General features: G+C 68.6%; 13 protein-coding genes and 1 pseudogene. 9 read left to right on the top strand and 5 right to left on the bottom strand.

The window, feature by feature from the left end; genetic code table 11:
• Window positions 1-75 precede the first annotated feature (75 nt).
• Window positions 76-1,815 (top strand): polysaccharide deacetylase family protein, encoded by a 1,740-nt coding sequence (locus A176_RS07280; protein WP_226994379.1) that lies wholly within the window; start codon window positions 76-78, stop codon window positions 1,813-1,815.
• An 88-nt stretch (window positions 1,816-1,903) separates the two neighbouring features.
• On the opposite strand, the gene A176_RS07285 is transcribed toward A176_RS07280, so the two are convergent.
• Complete coding sequence (locus A176_RS07285; RefSeq protein WP_002634694.1) at window positions 1,904-2,494, bottom strand: DUF4291 domain-containing protein; 591 nt, start codon at window positions 2,492-2,494, stop codon at window positions 1,904-1,906.
• Between the two features lie 218 nt (window positions 2,495-2,712).
• Here A176_RS07285 and A176_RS07290 point away from each other — a divergent pair, with 218 nt between their 5' ends.
• Entirely contained in the window at window positions 2,713-3,063 is a 351-nt protein-coding gene (locus A176_RS07290) for a hypothetical protein (protein WP_044889538.1), read from the top strand.
• A 43-nt stretch (window positions 3,064-3,106) separates the two neighbouring features.
• Here A176_RS07290 and A176_RS07295 read toward each other — a convergent pair whose 3' ends face one another.
• From A176_RS07295 to A176_RS07300, 3 genes are all read right to left on the bottom strand, one after another.
• Window positions 3,107-4,312: an alkaline phosphatase family protein gene (locus tag A176_RS07295; protein ID WP_338042846.1), complete on the bottom strand. Its 1,206-nt coding sequence runs from the start codon at window positions 4,310-4,312 to the stop codon at window positions 3,107-3,109.
• Entirely contained in the window at window positions 4,231-4,617 is a 387-nt protein-coding gene (locus A176_RS40685; RefSeq protein WP_250635855.1) for an alkaline phosphatase family protein, read from the bottom strand. The genes A176_RS07295 and A176_RS40685 overlap by 82 nt, the downstream gene beginning before the upstream one ends.
• Before the next feature lie 536 nt (window positions 4,618-5,153).
• Entirely contained in the window at window positions 5,154-7,070 is a 1,917-nt protein-coding gene (locus A176_RS07300) for a S9 family peptidase (RefSeq protein WP_002634691.1), read from the bottom strand.
• A 342-nt stretch (window positions 7,071-7,412) separates the two neighbouring features.
• On the opposite strand from A176_RS07300, the gene A176_RS07305 reads away from it, so the two are divergent.
• The 3 genes and pseudogenes from A176_RS07305 to A176_RS39725 all read left to right on the top strand — a co-directional run bounded on the left by A176_RS07305 (window position 7,413) and on the right by A176_RS39725 (window position 10,795).
• Complete coding sequence (locus tag A176_RS07305; RefSeq protein WP_002634690.1) at window positions 7,413-7,796, top strand: hypothetical protein; 384 nt, start codon at window positions 7,413-7,415, stop codon at window positions 7,794-7,796.
• A gap of 93 nt (window positions 7,797-7,889) precedes the next feature.
• Window positions 7,890-9,527, top strand: a pseudogene (locus A176_RS41150) (IPT/TIG domain-containing protein); the annotation flags it as partial.
• 419 nt (window positions 9,528-9,946) lie between these two features.
• Window positions 9,947-10,795: an IPT/TIG domain-containing protein gene (locus tag A176_RS39725; protein WP_144429509.1), complete on the top strand. Its 849-nt coding sequence runs from the start codon at window positions 9,947-9,949 to the stop codon at window positions 10,793-10,795.
• A 60-nt stretch (window positions 10,796-10,855) separates the two neighbouring features.
• Here the strand turns inward: A176_RS39725 and A176_RS07325 are convergent, their stop codons facing one another.
• Window positions 10,856-11,209, bottom strand: coding sequence for a helix-turn-helix transcriptional regulator (locus A176_RS07325; protein WP_002634688.1), 354 nt, complete (start codon window positions 11,207-11,209; stop codon window positions 10,856-10,858).
• 175 nt (window positions 11,210-11,384) lie between these two features.
• Here A176_RS07325 and A176_RS07330 point away from each other — a divergent pair, with 175 nt between their 5' ends.
• The 4 genes from A176_RS07330 (at window position 11,385) to A176_RS07345 (ending at window position 17,837) form a co-directional block, all read left to right on the top strand.
• A complete protein-coding gene (locus A176_RS07330) occupies window positions 11,385-13,616 on the top strand; it encodes a peptidase domain-containing ABC transporter (protein ID WP_002634687.1) in 2,232 nt (743 codons plus the stop codon).
• A gap of 2 nt (window positions 13,617-13,618) precedes the next feature.
• Window positions 13,619-14,950, top strand: a complete 1,332-nt coding sequence (locus tag A176_RS07335) for an HlyD family secretion protein (protein ID WP_002634686.1) — start codon at window positions 13,619-13,621, stop codon at window positions 14,948-14,950.
• Complete coding sequence (locus A176_RS07340; RefSeq protein WP_002634685.1) at window positions 14,947-16,359, top strand: TolC family protein; 1,413 nt, start codon at window positions 14,947-14,949, stop codon at window positions 16,357-16,359. The genes A176_RS07335 and A176_RS07340 overlap by 4 nt, the downstream gene beginning before the upstream one ends.
• Window positions 16,360-16,631: 272 nt before the next feature.
• The gene (locus tag A176_RS07345; RefSeq protein ID WP_226994232.1) at window positions 16,632-17,837 is read left to right on the top strand and encodes an acyltransferase family protein; all 1,206 of its coding nucleotides are present in this window, start codon (window positions 16,632-16,634) and stop codon (window positions 17,835-17,837) included.
• Window positions 17,838-17,854 lie beyond the last annotated feature (17 nt).

The raw sequence follows: 17,854 nt of genomic DNA on the forward strand, positions 1-17,854 counted from the left end.
GGAACATGGGGAGGGGACATGCGAACAAGGCTCAACGCGCGGGCGGGCAACTGCCTCCTCGCAATGGTGCTGGGAATGTGGAGCGGAGGGTCGTGGGCCGCCGAGGCGCCAAGGGCGCGAACGGTCGTCACACTGGCCTTCGATGACGGCCTCGAAGAGCAGCGACAAGTATTGGACATGCTCTCGGCCACGGGGCTGAAGGCGACCTTCTTCATCATCAGCGGGCGGGTAGGCCAGTCGAGCTACATGACTGTCGACGATTTGCGCCGCCTGGCCGCGGCCGGGCACGACGTCGCGGGACATTCACTGAACCATGCGGAGCTGGCGCCCATGGCCCCCGAGGGCCAGCGGCAGGAGATTTGCGAGGACCGCCTGCGGCTGCTCAGTTGGGGCATGTCGCCGACCTCCTTCGCGTTTCCCTTTGGTTCGAACGACCTGGCGGTGAACCAGATGGCCGCGGCGTGCGGCTACAACGCCGCGCGTGACGTACGAGGCCTGGTGGACACCTGTGGCTCCTGCCCGGTGGCCGAAACGATTCCACCCTTCGACCCCTACGAAATCCGCACGCCCGCCACGGTGACGCGCGACGACGGATTGGAGCAGATGAAGGCCTGGGTGACCTCGGCGGAGGAGGCGGGGGGCGGCTGGGTGAATGTCGTCTTCCACTTCGTGGAGGCGGACTGCTCGAAGCGCACGTACTGCGTGCAGGCCGACGTCCTCCGGGAGTTCATGGGCTGGCTCGCCCAACGCGCACCGATGGGGACCGAGGTGCGCACGGTGCGGGACATCATGGGGGGCGAGGTGCGGCCCGCCGTACACCCCGTGCCAAAGGAGCCCACGGACGCGTTGAAGAATCCTTCGCTCGAGGACGACGCGAATGGCGACGGCGTGCCCGACTGCTGGCAATTGGGCCCCGCCGAGACAGGCGCGGTGCGCGCCGAACGCTCGGCCGAGGCGCACACGGGGACCTGGTCCTACAGGCTCGAGCGCGCGGACGCGTCCGCGGGTGTCGCCTCGCTCCAGGTGCTGCGCGATGACGGCACCTGCGCGCCGGCCGTCATGCCGGGGCAGGGGAAGCGGGTGAGCGTCTGGTACCGCTCCAACACGGCGCTGTATCTGGAGGCGGCCGTGAAGGGCGCGGATGGGATGTGGAAGGCGTGGGAGCGTGGACCGAGCCTCCCGGCCGCGGAGGCCTGGACGGAGGCGACCTGGGAGCTGCCAATGGGGCTGCCCGCGGGCGTTCAAGGGCTGAGCGTGGGCGTCGCCTTGGACGGGGTGGGGTGGGCGCTGGTGGATGACTTCGCGCTGGCGGACGCGGTCGCACCCTCGGCGCGTCTGGTGTTGGAGGCTCCCAAGGGTGGAGAGACCTTCGTCGTGGGCCAGGAGGTGGACGTGAAGTGGTCCACGTTGGGCGAGGTGGGGACGCTCGACCTGGCGTACTCCACGGACGCGAGCGCCCACTGGGTGTCGGTGGCCACCGCGGTGAACAACACGGGGCACTTCGTCTGGCGTGTGCCCGACGTGCCGAGCCATGAGGCGATGTTGCGCATCGCCAGCACCACGGACGGGGCGGTGTCGGACATGAGCGACGCGCCCTTCCGCATCCAGGCCGCGAACTCGCCGCCGGGGACCGATGAGCCGCCACCCGTGGAGGAGCCTCCGGGGAAGCCGCCTCACGATGAGGTCCTCGGTGAGGGGCAAGCGGTTGGTGAGAGCGGTGGGTGCCGGGGGGATGCCACGGGGACGGGACATCTGGCGCTCGCGGTGGCCGGAGGACTCTTCGCCCTGACGCGCTCACGAGGCCGGCGGAAATGAGCGCGAGGGCGTGGGGCGCTGACCCATGCGACAGGGTCAGTGCCCCCGCGCTCATCGCGGTCGCGCTCCCAGGCTGTCCTGGGGGGCCTCACATCCCGAGCCGGCGGACGAGCTCCGCCGGCACGGGGTAGACGGTTTCGGGGGGCAGGAGCCGTGAGGCTTGCTCCGCGCGGCCGGTGTCCAGGTGCTTGCGCAGCTTCTGCACGAGCGGCGTCAAGTCCGTGATGGAGACAATCCAGTCCTCCACGAAGCGTTCGATGATGGCGCGGCCCAGCCCCACCTGGATGCTGTCATGGGGCAGGCCCGCGCCACGCAGGGTGCGCTCGGGGTCCCACTGGACATGGACGGGCGCGGTGTCGAAGGCCGCGCGCCACGCTGCCGGGGAGCCGTGGGCCTTCGGCTCATAGGCGGTGAGGACTCCGTGCCCCAAGGCGGTTTCCCAGCCACTGCGCTGGATGCGCACCGCCAGCGTGCGCTCCTGTCCGCTTTTGCGGCCCCAGTTGGAGCGGTGCATGAGCCACAGGAAGCTGGGTTTTATCCAGGTCATGCGACCGGTGGAGAAGGGCGGACCGAACTTCTGCCGCGCCACGGCCACATCCGCGATGGCGTCCGGATACGCCTGATACATCACGATGGAGGTCCGGTCGAAGTGGGCACGGACCTCCCGCTGCGCGCTCATGTCCGCGTCTCCCTCCCACCCTGCTGGCGCGAGTCCCGCATCATGGCGAGCATGGTAGCAGGCCCGCTCTGCCGCGCTGGACACGCATTCCGGTCGACACGTCGAACTCGCGGAGTGGGTTGCGCTCGAAGGCCGCGGCCAGCGCGAAGCAGGCCTCCGCATTGGGGGATGTCTGGGGGCGTGACACGCACAGGCGCTGTCGCCGTAGACTTCAGGACATGCTGGCGGACGGACTCATTGAGTTGATGCGGGGCGTTCTGGAGACCTACTCGGACAGGAGCCGTTTTGGCGCCGCCGGACTGGTGGTGTTGCTGGGCCTGGGCGTGTTGCTGGGGGCGGGCAGCCTTGCCATCTCCTCCGAGCCGCTCATCGAGGACGTCGGGCTGGCATGGACCGTGGGATTGCTGTCCCCCTTCGTCGTGGCCGCCATCGTGGCGGGCTTCCGCAAGGTGAAGCTGTGGGATTGGCAGCTCCGGTTCGACCTGGAGCGCTTCGGAGCGGCCTTCTGCGTCACGACGGGCTTCGTGCTGGCCCGCTTCGTCGGGGTCCTGCTGCTCGCCGGGGGCTGAGGCAAGAATCCTTCGTTTCGGCCCCCGGCCTGGGGTCAAGTGGCTACGGTTTCGTCGCGCTTCCCGCGCGGAAGGCGTCGAGCCGCTGACTGACGTCCCGCATGTATTGCTCCGCCTCCGCGCGCGTTTGAATCGCCTTCACTCGTGCGAGGATCGCCTGTCGCTCCGTGGGTTGCGACAGCTCCAGGTCGGTGCGCATCGCGAGGTGCAGGAAGGAAGGCAGGTGGCCTTCGCTCACTGAATCGGTCGGTGCGGGGCGCTTCAGGGGCTGCTGTTCGGGGGCCGGCGCACCGGCGAAATCCGCCGGCACTTGGAGGCGTTCGGGGCAATCCGTCCTTGGACTGGCCAAGGTCGCGAGCGGCGCCACACTGTTCGCGTTCGCGTCGCGCTGGGTCATCGGCGCGAGGCCGAAGAGGGACTCGACCGTCGCGGGGACCGAGGCGTGGTCGTACAGCCGATGGTCAATGACATTCCTGGCGATCCACGGCGAGACGACGACCGCGGGGACCCGGACGCCGTACTGCTGGAAGGTGAACCCATACTTGTTGACGGCCGCGGGCATCACCCGCGCGTCGCCAGGGGACGGGGCAGGGGGCGGCGTCACGTGGTCGTAGAAGCCGCCGTGCTCGTCCCAGGTGACGATGAGCAGGCTTTCGTTCCAGACGGGCGAGTTGCGGATGGCCTCATAGGTGGCCTTGATGAGCAGCTCGCCCTTGCGGACATCGTCCCGTGGATGCTGCGAATTGCCACCGGCGTATGAGTCATTCACCACGTCGCCGTAGTTCGGCTCGATGAAGGTGTACTGGGCGACGGGGCGCTCCTGGAGATCACTCGCGAAGCGGTCGAACGGGCGGATGTCGTGCGAGCGGACACCCTGCATGGCCTGGGTGATGCAGAGTCCTCCCGCCGAGTAGACCGCCCACGACAACTGGGGTTGGGTGAAGAGCGTGCCGCCCTCGAATCTGAAGCCTCCTTCCAGGTTCGCCTCCCATTCGACGATCTCCGTCATGCTGGGGCTGTGGTCGAGGCCGCCGGCCGATGCGGCGTTCACGAAGAACCGGTTGGGCCAGGTGGGGCCCGGAAGAGATGAGAACCACTGGTCACACACGGCGAACTCCCGCGCGAGCGCCGTGAGTACCGGGAGCTGCTCGGGGGCGTAGCACTTCATCAGTTCGCCAGGGTCGATATCGCCAACCTGGGCCTCCTTCGCGGCGGCGACATAGCTGTCGACGAAGCCTGACTGGGTGATGGGGGATAGTTGGAATCAGGGAGTGGTTTGTGGCCACCCGGTGCGGTCACATCAATCCCCGTGAGCTGCAAGAGCACATCCGCGAAGTCGTGATGGGGGCCCACGGGCATCGTGTTGTGTGCCGGGCTCGTCACCGGGTACGGGACGCCGCTGTAGGTATTGAACTCGTCACCCCTCAGTCCGGCGAGCCGCGTCTGCTGGCCGGTCACCGCGTCAGTACCCGTGATGCCAGAGAAGCCGAGCATGTGGTCGAAGGAACGGTTCTCCATCATCAAGACGAAGACGTGTCGAATGGGAGCGGCCATGAGAAGCCTGCCTTGTTGTTGGGTGTTTGTTTTGATTGCCATTTTCGCGAACGCACGTCAATGCCGCTCGGTTCGTGGTTCGCGTGTGTCAATAGACGCGTTTGACGTGTCAGCGAACGTGGCTGACGCGTCACATCCGTGGGGCTGGACTCGTACCGCGGTGACGTGATGCAGAGTCCTTGCTTCAAACGGTTGGCACAGCAGGGCATCTCCCTGCGCAATTCCTTTGGCGTGATGCATCCCTTGCAAACCAACTGCATTGCGTCGATTGCTGGGGCGCTTTGCAATGTCACACTCGACTCAGCGGCCCCTCGTCGACCTCGTCGAAGAGTCACCGGGGGCTGACGTGGAAGGCGTACATGCAGAGCTACATCCCGCGGAACGCGCCCGGGTCGCCCAGCCCGAGGCGGGTGGGAAGATTCACCTCCGCGAGGGCCGGTACGTGTCGCTTCCGGATGGAGAGGCCGGGTGCCGCGGTCTCCCCGTCGACAGAGCGCCAGTCCGAGAGGATGCGTTGAGCCGCGGCGGCGCGGGGCTTACTGCCGCCGTCGCAGGTGCTGGTCCAGGAAGGAGAGGATTTTCAAGGTGGTCTCCGCCTCGCTCTTCGTGCTGCTGAAGCCATGCCCATCATTGGGGAGGACGAAGTAGTCGATGGGCACGCCGTTCTTTCTGATGGTCTCGACGAGCGCGTCGGTGCTGGCCTTGGGAACGCGTGGATCATTGGCGCCTTGGATGACGAGCAGGGGCTTGCGAATCTTCTCCGCGTGGAACAGCGGGGAGATGTCTCGAAGCATCGCCTCCTGCGTCTGGGGGTTGCCCAGTTCCTGGTAGAGCGCCTCGCGCAGGGCCTCCTTGTGGGGCGGCAGCGCTTTCAGGGCGCTCAGCCAGTCGGAGATGCCGAACGCATCCACGCCCACGGCGAAGACGTCGGGGTGGAACGCCAGCGCGGCGAGCACCATGTAGCCGCCGTAGCTGGGGCCCAGGATGCCCACGCGAGCGCCGTCCACGTAGGGCAGGCCGGTCAGGTACTTCTTCGCCTCGACGCAGTCCTGGAGCGGCGCCTTGCCATGTTGCTGGTCATCCGCCGCGAAGAACGACTTGCCGTAGCCCTCGCTGCCCCGGTTGTTGACGGCGAGCACCACGTAGCCGTGGTGGACGAGGGTCTGGAAGAAGCTGCTGTAGCCCTTGGAGGACTGTCCTCCCGGTCCACCATGGACGAAGACGATGGCGGGGGCGCGCTGCTTCGCGGTGGCCTGATGGGGCTTGTAGAGGAGCGCTGGAATCTCCAGCCCGTCGAAGGACTTGAAGCGCACCCGCTCCGACTCCACCAGGACCTGGGGATTCAGCGTCCGCCCCAGTGTGTTCGTCAGCCGGGTGGCCTTCTTCGTCTCGAGGTCATAGACGTACAGACTGCCGGGAGCGCGGTCCCCGTCAACGTGGAAGGCCATCCGCTTCTCGTCGCGGGACAGCGTCACGTCGGAGAGGGCTCCTTCCGGAATCCCTGGCAGGGACACGCGTTTGCCCGTCTTGACGTCGTGGACCCGGAGCGTGGTGCGGCCGTCTTCGTTGACGCGGGTGACGCGCCACGTGCCACGCCGCGAGAACGCTGTGGACAGCACATCCCAGTTCAGTGCCTCCACCTGCTCGCGCTTCCCGGTGGCGAGCACGTGGCGCTCCACGCGGATGAACTCGGAGCCTTCGTTGGTGAGCAGGTACAGCGAGGAGGACGACGGGTCGAAGGTCGCCGCCTTCCAATGGGCCGAGCCCGTATGCGCGGTGAGCTGCTGTCGCTGCTGGGTGGCGAGCTCCAGGAGGAACACGTCGCTGTCGGACAGCGTCCGTGACTTCTCCAGTGCCAACCACTTCTCATCGGGAGAGATGGCGCTGAGTACGTGCTCGCCATCGCCTGCGTAGATCAGTGAGCGGGCATAGGTCTTCGCATCGTAGCGGTAGAGGTCCTGGACGCGTGCGTCGCGCTCATTGGAGAGGACGTAGAAGGCGCCGCCGTCCTGGCTCCAGCCGAAGAAGGACGCGTGATGTTTGTCGCCCGGGGTGAGGTCCTGCTCCTGTCCGGCTGACGTGCGCACGTAGAGGTGGGGGAGCTCGTTGCCTCCCGAATCGCGTGTGAAGAGGACGCGGTCATCGGTGGGGAAATAGCCGACGGCGAAGGTCGCGTCCTGGAGGGAGCGGGTGAGCTGCACGGGTTTGCCACCCGCGACCGGCACGGAGAAGACGTTGAAGACGCCGGTCTCGTTCGATGAGTACAGCACCCGCTGCTCGTCCGAGGAGAAGGACGCGCCACGCACGGCGGTCGTCTCCATGAACTGCTCGACGGTGTAGCGCGGCGATGGCCCGGGTGGCCGGGGCGTTCCGGTGCGCGGGACGGCCAGCGCCAGTGCGGGAAGGATCACGATGGCGACGAGGGCGCGCGCGAGTGTGGACCCAGCAGTCATGAGGTTTTCCGAGGGACAAGGGGGCGAAGGCTTGCTCAGGCCCAGTGTAGAGGCCGCGCACTGGTGATGGCTCCCGGCATCGCCGCTGAGAGTCCCGGCCCGGGCTGTCGTCCTGCCCGGGCTTCGCGGACCTCCCGCCGGATGATGCCGGGCCGCGTGCGTCATGCCGTGGCGAGTGGCTTCCCTGTCTGCCTTCTCGAGGCAGTGTGGGTGGCGCTCCTGTGCAATCCCTACATGTGAGCCCTTGGGGCCTCCGGGGTCGGTGCGAAGATTTGATTGCGCAAGGGCAGTGCCGTGTCCCCCTTTCGACATGGTAGGGTGGCCTCCGACCCGGGGGGGCTCATGTTTGTCATTCGTCAGTCACAAATCCTTGCCCTGGAGGAAGAGCGTCGCCGGCAATTGGTGGACGCCCTCCTGGAGCACGTGTCCGACTGCTTCGACCGCGTGGTGGCGCAATTGGGTGTGGTGCGAACGCGTGGCGTCATTGAACGGGCGCTGGTGCGTGCCGAGCGCTACGGAATCGAGACAGACGCGGACTGCTGCGAGTTCGTGAACCTGGTGTTCGTGTTGGGGGATGACTTCCCCGGCGGGGCAGACCATGCCTGGGCGCGTGAGCTCCTGGGGCCCGCCGGAGGACCGGGGCCCGAGCAGCGGTTGGCGAGACTGCGAGAGGAGACCGAGATTCTCCTGTCTGCGCGAGCGGACCGCTGGTCCGAGAGGGGCTGAGCCATGGAGAACAACGATCCTTCGGGCGCGGGCTACGATTCGTTTGTCATCGGCGCGGTGACGGTCACCCTGGCCTCGGCGGTTTTCGTGGTGATGTTCGGTAAGTCGTGCACCCAGCGGTTTCGGCGCACCTCATCGACTGCCGTGGTGAAGTGCCCCGCGAAGAGCGTCGTGCGGATCGACAGGGTCGATCCGCCGAATCGACAGGAGAGCGAGCAGGAAGTGGAAGTCTGGCTCCACGGGAGTGGATTCCAGCCGGGGATGAGCGTGAGCTTTGGTGTGAATCCGGGCCGGGTCCTCAGGGGGCTGACCGAGACGACCGCCCGGGTGATGACTCCCGGAGGGCGCCAGGGGCCGGTCACCGTGGTTGCCCGGAACACGGACGGGGGGCAGGATTCCCGGGACGGGTTGTTCGACTACGTGGGGCCGCCCACCCTCACTGGCGTCGTTCCTCCACGGGGGCCCCTGGGGGGCTGCGAAGTCACCCTGTCGGGCACGAACTTCCATGCCGGCGTGGAGGTCCTGAGAAGTGGCACGGTGCTCGATGGGGTTCAACGTCGAGATGCCCAGACCTTGGTGCTGACGTTGCCCGCGGTTCCGAGGGCCGTGTCACACCGGCTGACGGTCCGCAATCCCGCGAGACAGAGTGCCGCGGGCGAAGTGACGTTTGACTATCTCGCCCCGCCCCGGGTCGACAGCATTCGGCTCGAGCAGGGGAGCAGCGCCCCTGGAGCCGCCATCGGAGCGACTTCTGGGACGGAGACCGCCGTCATTCGGGGCGCCCACTTCGATGCGCAGGCGACCGTCGCGTTCGGTCAGGTGGCGCTGCGAGGAGCAGACTGCGTGGTGCGCTCGCCTGACGAAATCCAGGTTCGCACCCCGCAGCATGTCGCCGCCAACCTCCAGGTCCGGGTCACCAACCCCGATGGCCAACATGGCGAGGTGGCTTTCAGCTACGTGGACCCGCCCCAAATCCAGACGGTCCAGGTGTCCGACGGGACGGAGGCCAGTGCCAGGGGCACGGCGAGCGCGGACACCGCTGGAAATGAGACCGTTCAGATTGACGGCGCGCATTTTCATGCGAATGCCCAGGTCTTTGTGGGGGGCCAGCAGGTCCAGGTCGTGGACAACGCCCAGGTTCCACAGCGCTTGAGTATCAAGACGTCCGGACTCGCCGCCGGCCCTCAGGCGCTGCAGGTGCGCAATCCCAACCAGCAGGCCAGCAATACCGTCAACCTCGACTACGCCACGCCGCCGGTCCTCGCGTCCGTTTCCGTGACAGCGGGCACCGTGGCCAGTGTGCTCAACACCGCGATCGCCGACGTGGGCGGCGGAGAGACGGTGTTGCTCACGGGAGACCACTTCGACGCGGGCGCCACGGTCTTGATTGGCGGCGTCAACGTGCGTGTGACCGACAACAGCCGGGTTCCTCGGCAGCTCAGCGTCGAGTCGCCCCGCCTCCCGGTGGGAAACACCGCGGTCATCGTGAGGAACCCGAACCAACAGCGGAGCGTGCAGAACGTCGCGCTGGCGTACTCGATGCCTCCGGCGATCACCAGCATCTCCAAATCGGTGGGCACGAAGGACGGTGGCACCACGCTGGTCATCCTGGGCTCCGGCTTCGTCGGGACGCCCGCGGTCACCTTCGGTGCCACGGCGGCCCAGATGGTGCGCTGGGTCGATGCGACGCGGCTGGAGGTGACCACGCCGGCACACGTCGTCCAGACGGTGGACATCACCGTCACCAACCCCAACCAGCAGCGCGCGGTGCTGGCGTCGCAATACACCTTCATGGAGCCGCCGGGGGTTGCTGCCCTGATACCAGACGTCGGGCCCCTGGAGGGCGACCTTGATTTCGTGATTCATGGTCGTGCGCTCGAGGGGTGCAGTGTGCGCTTTGGCGGCGTGGAGGCCACTCAGGTCGTGGCCTCCGAAATGGAGATCCGTGGGCGAATTCCCCTGCGGAACAATCCCGCCAATGCTGACACCGCCGTGAACGTGCTGGTCACCGGGAACGGGTGCGAGACCACGCTGGTCAACGGCTTCACCTATCGCCAACGCCCCCCAAGCGCACCGTCATCTATCCCGCCGGGCAAACCCGCGACTCCATTCCCAGTCACGTCCTTCATGTCCCGCAGCACGTGCAGGTGGTGGCCGGCAACCTGCAGTCCCTCCATGAGGAAGGTGAGCTGGCGGGTGAGGACGTGGGGCTCAACCAGAACCTCAACGCGCTCTACCACCGCCACATCCCCAACATGGGCGGACTGCTCTGGGTACGCCTGCGCAACGACCCGCGAGTTCACCAGGTGCTGGACATCACCTCTCAGCGCGGTCCGCAGTCGGACCCGAACAACTACATCTGCGATCTGCTGCAGGGGATTCCAGGGGGGCGTTGGTTCCATTACACGGGCAACCAAGTCGCCCACGCCGCGGCCATCACGAACAGCTTCGCCCAGGGGCCTGCCATCGACGCCGCCGTGGCGGCGACCCCTCAACTGCAGGCTGTCTACCCCGCGAGAGGCTCCACGACAGGTGGGACGTCACTCACGCTCTACGGTAATGACCTGGGGCAGGTGGAGACCGTGCTGCTGGGGGGGCAGGTGGTGGCCCCGAGCGCCGTCACCGCCCGATGGGTGACCGTGGACACGCCCCCCCATGCCATGGGCGCGGTGGATGTCGAGGTGCGCACCGCGGATGGGAACAGTTCGCGGATGCCCGATGCATTCGTCTTCGAGGCCCTGGCGCTCCACCGTGTCTGGCCCGTGCAAGCTGGCGTGGATGGCTTGGATCGAATCTACCTGCACGGCACGGGCTTCCGGGATGGGCATGTCTCGGTTCACATCGACAATGTCTCGATGGCTCAGTTCGAGGTCCTCAGCCCGAGCCTCATCGCGGTCTTCACCCAGGCGCACGCCCAGGGGCAGGTGGCGGTGAGCGTCACCGACACCGGAACCCTCGGCGTGGTGCGCCTCCCGAATGCGCTCCAGTTCGTGCCCTGAGTTGCGCGCCGTCGCGGCAGCCCCAGTGCCCCCCTGACCTAGTGACGCTGTTCCTCCGGGTCAGCGTCTCGGGCGGACGGCCTTGCTCGGCGCGGCGGGGGGCGGAGCCTCCACGCAGCCCACGAGCGCGATGAGCGACGCCACGCTCCTGTGACATTCCACCGGGTGGCGCAGGGGTTGGTCGCCGCGCACCGTGTAATGGTTGCGTCGCCCCTCGCGCTCCCGCTGGAGATAACCGCCTTCTTCCAGGTCGCTAACGATGCGCTGCACCGCGCGCTCCGTTATTCCCACGCGCATCGCCACGTCCCGCAGGCGCACCTCGGGGTCGGCCGCGATGCACAGCAGGACGTGTGCGTGGTTGGTGAGGAACGTCCACGCGGGAAATTCCAGATGAGTCGCTTTCAAGGGATCCATGGGGCTCCTGCCACGCCTCGAATATACGACGATTGACACGCGACATGCAATTCGCATATAGCCGGTCGCTCATCAAGCATAGCGAGTTTGCATTCCAGAAAGGCGGGCCTGGGGGGCGGGCCCCAGGTCTGTGGGGTTCCCCGGCTGGAATCCTTTCGAGGGAGAGGAACGGTTCATGTCGCATTCGATGACGGAGCCCCAGGGGGCAGGTGCCCTGCTGGAGCGCGATGGGAACGAGGCGGCGACGCCCCGGGACCCGGAACCGAACCCGACGCGGGCTGAAGGCTTCTCTTTGGAGGCGCTGCTGCCGGTGTTGGAGGCGCTGGGCGCGCCCGTGGGCGTCGCCGTGGACGCGCAGTCCGTGCAGCGGTGGACGCGCGGCGAGTGCGCGGCGGCCGAACGGGTCTGGTCCAAGCGCATGGCGTCCGCCTGCGACGCGGTGGGCCTGCGCGCGGTGATTCAGCGCTCGTCCGTGCGCGAGATGATGACCGGGGAGGTGCCCCTGCCGGCGGCGGTGCTCGGGGCGGAGGGCTGGTGCCTCGTCACCGCGCGGCGGCCCGGACAGGTGCAGGTCCAGGCGCAGGGCATGTCGCACCCGGACTGGGTGGGAGGGCCCGCGCTGATGGCCATGACGGGCGCGTCGACCCAGGCCCAGCCGCTGGACTGGACGTTGGCGGTGCCCGCGGCGCCGTTGGATGGGATTGGTGGCGGCGGCCACGGCGGCGGCGGCCACGGGGACCACCCCACGCCCATGCAGCGGCTGCGTTCGCTGCTCTGGCTGGAGCGGGACGACTTGAAGGTGGTGCTCGTCTACGCGGTGGCCGCGGGCCTGTTGTCGCTCGCCACGCCCGTCGCCGTGCAGGCGCTGGTGAGCACGGTGACGTTCGGCACCCTGCTGCAGCCCCTGGTGGTGTTGTCCATCCTCGTCATGGCGGCGCTGGCCTTCGCCGCGACGTTGCGGGCGCTCAACACCCATGTCGTGGAGGTCATCCAACAGCGCATGTTCGTGCGCGCCGCGCTGGATGCCTCGCACCGCATCCCCCGGGTGCAGCAGGAGATGTTTGACCGCAACTATGGCCCGGAGCTGGTCAACCGTTTCTTCGACGTGCTCACCCTCCAGAAGACGCTGTCGGTGTTCCTCCTGGAGGGCATCAGCCTCGTGCTCCAGGCGCTCATCGGGATGGTGGTGCTGGCCTTCTACCACCCGGTGCTGCTGGCCTTCGACGTGCTGCTGATCGCGGCCACCGCCTTCATCATCCTCGTGCTCGGCCAGCGCGGCACGGAGACGGCCATCGACGAGTCGAAGGCGAAGTACGAGGTTGCCGCCTGGCTGGAGGAGCTGGCGCGGCACCCGCTCGCCTTCCGCTCACGCGACGGAGCGGCGCACGCGGAGGAGCAGGCGGACATGTTGGCGCGCCGCTATCTGGGCGCGCGGCGGCGGCACTTCAGCGTCGTCTTCCGGCAGGTGGTGGGCTCGTTGGGGCTGCAGGTCGTGGCCAGCGCGCTGTTGCTGGGTTTGGGCGGCTGGCTCGTCATCCAGCGGCAGCTCACCCTGGGCCAGCTCGTCGCGGCCGAGCTCATCGTCACCGCGGTGCTGGCTTCATTCGTCAAGTTCGGCAAGCACGTGGAGGCCTTCTATGACCTGCAGGCCGCCCTGGACAAGCTGGGCTACCTGGTCGACTTGCCGTTGGAAGAGGAGGGGCCCCACCGGGAGCCGTTGCCGGAGGGCCGGGACGGGCTGCCGGTGCGCATCGACGGCATGGCCTTCTCGCACGGCGAGGGGCGGGCGGCGCTGACGGGCTTGAACCTGGAGCTGGCGCCTGGGGAGAAGGTGGCGCTCCTCGCGCCCAGCGGAGGTGGCAAGAGCGCCTTGGCGGACCTGTTGTTCGGCCTTCGCGAGCCCTCCGAGGGGCGGCTGGCGGTGGGTGGGGTGGACACGCGACGCGTCTCGCTGGGCGCGCTGCGCTCGCAGGTGGCGTTGGTGCGGGGCGTGGAGGTGTTGGAGGGCTCGGTGCTGGACAACGTGCGCTCCGGGCGCTCCGCGGTGAGCCCGAGCGAGGCGCGGCAGGCGCTGGAGGCGGTGGGGTTGCTGGAGGCCGTGTTGTCGCTGCCGCGCGGGCTGGACACGCCGCTGGGCCCCAGCGGGTCGCCGCTGTCGAGCGGCCAGGTGCGGCGGCTGATGGTGGCGCGCGCGCTGGCGGGCGCTCCCCGGCTCATCATCCTGGATGAGGTGTTGGAAGGCCTGAGCGAGCTCGGGCGCCAGGAGGTCATGGACGCGCTGCTGGCGCCGGGCGCGAAGTGGACGCTGGTGGTGCTGGCCAGTGAAGAAGACGCGGCCGTGCGGCGCATCGGTCGGCGCCACACGCTGGCGGAGTTGATGGCGGGCCCGAGCCCGGAGGAGGGCTGAACATGTCCGCGACATCCTTGAAGCCCTCGATGGTGAGCGAGCGCGCCGAGCGCGCCGCGCTCTCCCTGGTGCGTCCCCCTCGGGCTGCCCATGTGCTCGCGCGCGTGCTGGTGGCCATGGTGGGCGCGCTGGTGCTGCTCGCCTTCGCGCCCTGGCAGCAGACCTCGGTTGGCTACGGCCGCGTGGTGGCCTTCACCCCGGTGGAGCGGCAGCAGTTCGTGCATGCCCCCATCGAGGGTCGCGTGATTCGCTGGGAGGTGCGCGAGGGCAGCCGCGTGAAGAAGGGCGACCTGCTGGCGGAGCTGTCCGACAACGATCCACAGCTCATGTCGCGGCTGGAGTTGGAGCGCGATGCGCTGTTGCAGCGGCTGGAGGCGGCGCGCGCGCGCGCGGAGGCGCTGGAGTCGCGCGCGGAGCAGCTCTCCGGTTCGCGCACCCTGGCCACGTCCGCGGCGGAGGCACGGGTCGCCATGGCGAGGGACCGCAGGTTGGCCGCGGAGCGCGCGCTGGAGGCGACGGAGGCGGCGCACCGCACCGCGACGCTCAACCTGGGGCGCCAGAAGCGGCTGGCGGAAGGCGGCCTCACCGCCACGCGTGCCCTGGAGCTGGCGGAGCTGGAGGAGGTGCGCGCGGGCACCGAGGTGGCACGGGCTCAGGTGGCGCTGAGCGCCGCTCGCAGCGAGGAGGCCGCGCTGCGCGCCGACCAGGGCCGGGTGGGCAACGACGTGGGCGCCTCCGTGGCGGACGCTCGTGCCTCGCGCTCCTCGGCGCTCGCCGAGATTGCGTCCGTGCAGGCGGAGCTGGCCCGCATGGAGGTGCGTCTGGCGCGCCAGCGCACCCAGGAGGTGCGGGCCCCCATGGATGCCACCGTCTTGCGGCTGGTGGGCGGCCTGACCGGGATGATGCTCAAGGCGGGAGACCCGCTGGTGGTGCTCGTCCCGGACACTGAGTCGCGCGCGGTGGAGCTGTGGATGGAGGGCAACGACGTGCCGCTGCTGGCGGAGGACCGGACCGTGCGGCTCCAGTTCGAGGGGTGGCCCGCGGTGCAGTTCAGCGGCTGGCCGTCCGTCGCGGTGGGCACCTTCGGCGGCAAGGTGGCGCTCATCGACTCCACCGATGACGGCAAGGGGAAGTTCCGCATCCTGGTGGTCCCGGAAGAGGGGAGCGACCCGTGGCCCTCCGGGACGTATCTGCGCCAGGGCGTCCGCGTCAACGGCTGGGTGTTCCTCAACCAGGTGACGGTGGGCTTCGAGCTGTGGCGCCGCTTCAACGGCTTCCCGCCGGTGGTGGGGACCTCGGAGCCGACACAAGGGGAGAAGGAGGACAAGGGATGACGCGGGCGAGTCTGCGCGCCGTGCTGCTGGCCAGCCTGGTGGCTGCGCCGGCACAGGCGCGCGAGGAGGGCGAAGCGCCGCTGTCCCTGGAGGAGGTCCTGGATTCGGTGGAGCGTCACTACCCCGTCATCGAGGCGGCACGACGGGACGTGGAGGCGGCGGGCGCGGAGCTGCTGGCGGCGCAGGGCGGGTTCGATCCGGCGTTGCGAGGCCGGGTGGTGAGCACGCCGATTGGCGGCTACCCGTACACCCGCGTCGAAAGCGTGGTGGAGCAGCCCACGTCCTTGTGGGGTGCCAACCTCTTCGCCGGTTGGCGCCTGGGCACCGGCGACTTCCCCGTCTACGCGGAGGGGTATGAGACGAATGCGTTGGGCGAGGTGCGCGCGGGCGTCAGCGTGCCGCTGTTGCGCAACGGACCCATCGACCGGCGCCGGGCCGCCATGGCACGCGCGGAGCTGGGCACCGACGCCGCCGCGTTCGGCGTGGAGCAAGCGCGGCTGGAGTCGTCGCGCACGGCGACGTGGCGCTACTGGGAGTGGGTGGCCGCCGGCCGCCGGTACGCCGTCGCCCAGGATTTGCTGCGCATGGCGCAGGCCCGGAATGCGCAGCTCATCGAGCGTGTGGAGAGCGGCGACCTGGCCAACTTCGAGCACGTGGACAACCAGCGGGCCGTGGTTCAGCGCGAGGGTCAGGTGGTGGCCGCCGATCGGCTGCTCCAGCAGAGCGCCATGGAGCTGTCCCTCTTCGTTCGCGACGCGGAGGGCGCGCCCGTGCTGCCACAGCCGGCGTGGCTGCCGGAGGGCTTCCCCATCCCCGTGGCCGCGGAGGAGGCGGTGGGGCCGCTGGCCATCGAGGACGTGCTGGATCGCCGGCCGGACGTGCAGCGCTTGGAGCTCACGCGTCAGCAGCAGCGCGTGGAGCACCGGCTGGCTCGCAACCAGCGCGCCCCCGCCGTGGATGTGAGCGTGGCGGCCGCGAAGGACTTTGGCGAGGGCAGCCCGAAGAAGGGCAAGCCGGAGCTGGAGGTGGGGCTCTTGCTGGACATCCCCACCTTCAACCGGGCCGCCACGGGCCGCGAGCGGCAGGTGGCGGCGGGCCTGGCCCGGTTGGAGGCCCAGCTTCGCTTGCAGAAGGACCGGGCCCGGGTGGAGGTCCGCGATGCGCTGTCCGCGCTGGAGGCGTCGCGGGAGCGCGTCGCGGTGGCGCGCCGTGAGCTGACGCTCGCGCGCGAAATCGAGCGGTCCGAGCGCACCCGTTTCGAGCTGGGTGAGAGCACGCTCCTCTTCGTCAACCTGCGCGAGCAGACCGCCGCCGAGGCCGCCGTGCGCGAGGTGGATGCACTCACGGACTACCACAAGGCCGTGGCCAGCCTGCGGGCCGCGGCGGTTCTCCCGGTGGCGGTGCGCTGAGCCCACGCGTCGCGAGTGATGCCACTTCACCGCGTGTCTCCTCTCGCGACAACGATGGGGCGTGTCTGAACGGCAGGCGTGACGGCGTCAGCGGGCTTGCATCTGCCGTGGTCGCGCACCTCCGGTCTTGAGTCACTGGGGGCGGAGTTTGCGATGCGTCTGGCCCTGGAGTGGGGCCGAGGACGTGCCCTGGGGATTCCGTTAAAAGAACGGTGTCCGGTTTATCCAGCGCGTCAGACGGTCAGGCGTTGGGAGATGGGCTGCCGGACTTCTTGCGACGGCCCTTTGGGCCCGTAGCATCCAGCGCATCCCTGCCGCTGAAAGCCGCCCCCCTGAACTCCTCCGAATCGCGTCACCTCGCTGGCCTTGACCTGCTCCGGTGCATCGCCATCCTCATCGTCGTCCTCTTCCACTACCCGCGCCCCGAAGGACTCGAGACCTACGGGATGCTCGCCAACTTCGGTTGGACGGGCGTGGAGCTGTTCTTCGTGCTGAGCGGCTTCCTCATCGGCTCGCAGCTTCTGGAGCCGGTGTCCCGGGACGAGGCTCCGGACATGAAGCGCTTCTACCTGCGGCGCTCGCTGCGCATCCTCCCGCCCTATCTCATCGTCGTGGCGATGTATCTCTTCATTCCCGCCTGGAGTGAACGCCCCGTGGAGACGCCCGCGTGGCGCTTTCTCACCTTCACGCAGAATTTCGGACTGCGCCTGAACGGCTTCTCCCACGCCTGGTCGCTGTGCGTGGAGGAACACTTCTACCTGGTGCTGCCCATCGCCGTGCTCGCGCTGCGCCGACGTGTCCGTGCACCGCATCTCCTCGCGGGCGCGGTGGCGTTGATGGTGGGGGGCATGCTCCTGCGGGGCATCCTGTGGCAGCGCCACTTCTCCATGCTGGGGCCGACGGACGTCGAGTGGCGCGGCTACGACACGCTCCTGTACTACCCGACGTACGCGCGGCTCGATGGACTGCTCTGCGGCGTGTTGCTCGCGGCGCTGCGGGTTTTCCGACCCGCCGCATGGGAGCGTTGGACACGAGGCGTCCGCGCCGGAGGTCTGGCGCTGGTGGGGCTCGTGTGCCTGTCCGTGGTGCTCTGGCTGAACGAGGAACACTTCCGGTACCTGGCCCATACGATGCTCGCATTCCCGCTGACGGCCGTGGGCTACGCGGCGCTGCTCGTCGCCATGTCGAGCCCCGCCGCCTCGCGCCTGTGCGCCCGCATCCCTGGCGCGAGGACCTTCGCGCTCCTCAGCTTCACCGTCTACCTCACCCACAAGGCCGTGCAGCACGGAGTCCGCGTCGCCCTGGCGCCCTATGGCATGGACGCATTCCACCCGGTCACGTTGCTGGGCGGCGTCGTGGCCGTGCTGCTCGCATCGCTCGCGCTGCACCACGGCGTGGAAAGACCCGCCTTGAAGTGGCGCTCGTGGTTGGAGTCGCGGCGCGTCCGCGAGCCTTCGCCGCGGCCCGCCGTTGGCTAGTCCATCAGGAACGGCCG

The organism is Myxococcus hansupus (genome assembly GCF_000280925.3).
In the GTDB taxonomy this organism is placed as follows: Bacteria; Myxococcota; Myxococcia; order Myxococcales; family Myxococcaceae; genus Myxococcus; species Myxococcus hansupus.

Excerpts from the sequence above, each read along its gene's own strand:
- A176_RS07280 (WP_226994379.1), top strand. The coding sequence starts at position 76 with ATGTGGAGCGGAGGGTCGTGGGCCGCCGAGGCGCCAAGGGCGCGAACG.
- A176_RS07290 (WP_044889538.1), top strand. The coding sequence starts at position 2,713 with ATGCTGGCGGACGGACTCATTGAGTTGATGCGGGGCGTTCTGGAGACC.
- A176_RS07300 (WP_002634691.1), bottom strand. The coding sequence starts at position 7,070 with ATGACTGCTGGGTCCACACTCGCGCGCGCCCTCGTCGCCATCGTGATC.
- A176_RS07330 (WP_002634687.1), top strand. The coding sequence starts at position 11,385 with ATGTCGCATTCGATGACGGAGCCCCAGGGGGCAGGTGCCCTGCTGGAG.
- A176_RS07335 (WP_002634686.1), top strand. The coding sequence starts at position 13,619 with ATGTCCGCGACATCCTTGAAGCCCTCGATGGTGAGCGAGCGCGCCGAG.
- A176_RS07340 (WP_002634685.1), top strand. The coding sequence starts at position 14,947 with ATGACGCGGGCGAGTCTGCGCGCCGTGCTGCTGGCCAGCCTGGTGGCT.
- A176_RS07285 (WP_002634694.1), bottom strand. The coding sequence starts at position 2,494 with ATGAGCGCGCAGCGGGAGGTCCGTGCCCACTTCGACCGGACCTCCATC.
- A176_RS40685 (WP_250635855.1), bottom strand. The coding sequence starts at position 4,617 with ATGGCCGCTCCCATTCGACACGTCTTCGTCTTGATGATGGAGAACCGT.
- A176_RS07325 (WP_002634688.1), bottom strand. The coding sequence starts at position 11,209 with ATGGATCCCTTGAAAGCGACTCATCTGGAATTTCCCGCGTGGACGTTC.
- A176_RS07305 (WP_002634690.1), top strand. The coding sequence starts at position 7,413 with ATGTTTGTCATTCGTCAGTCACAAATCCTTGCCCTGGAGGAAGAGCGT.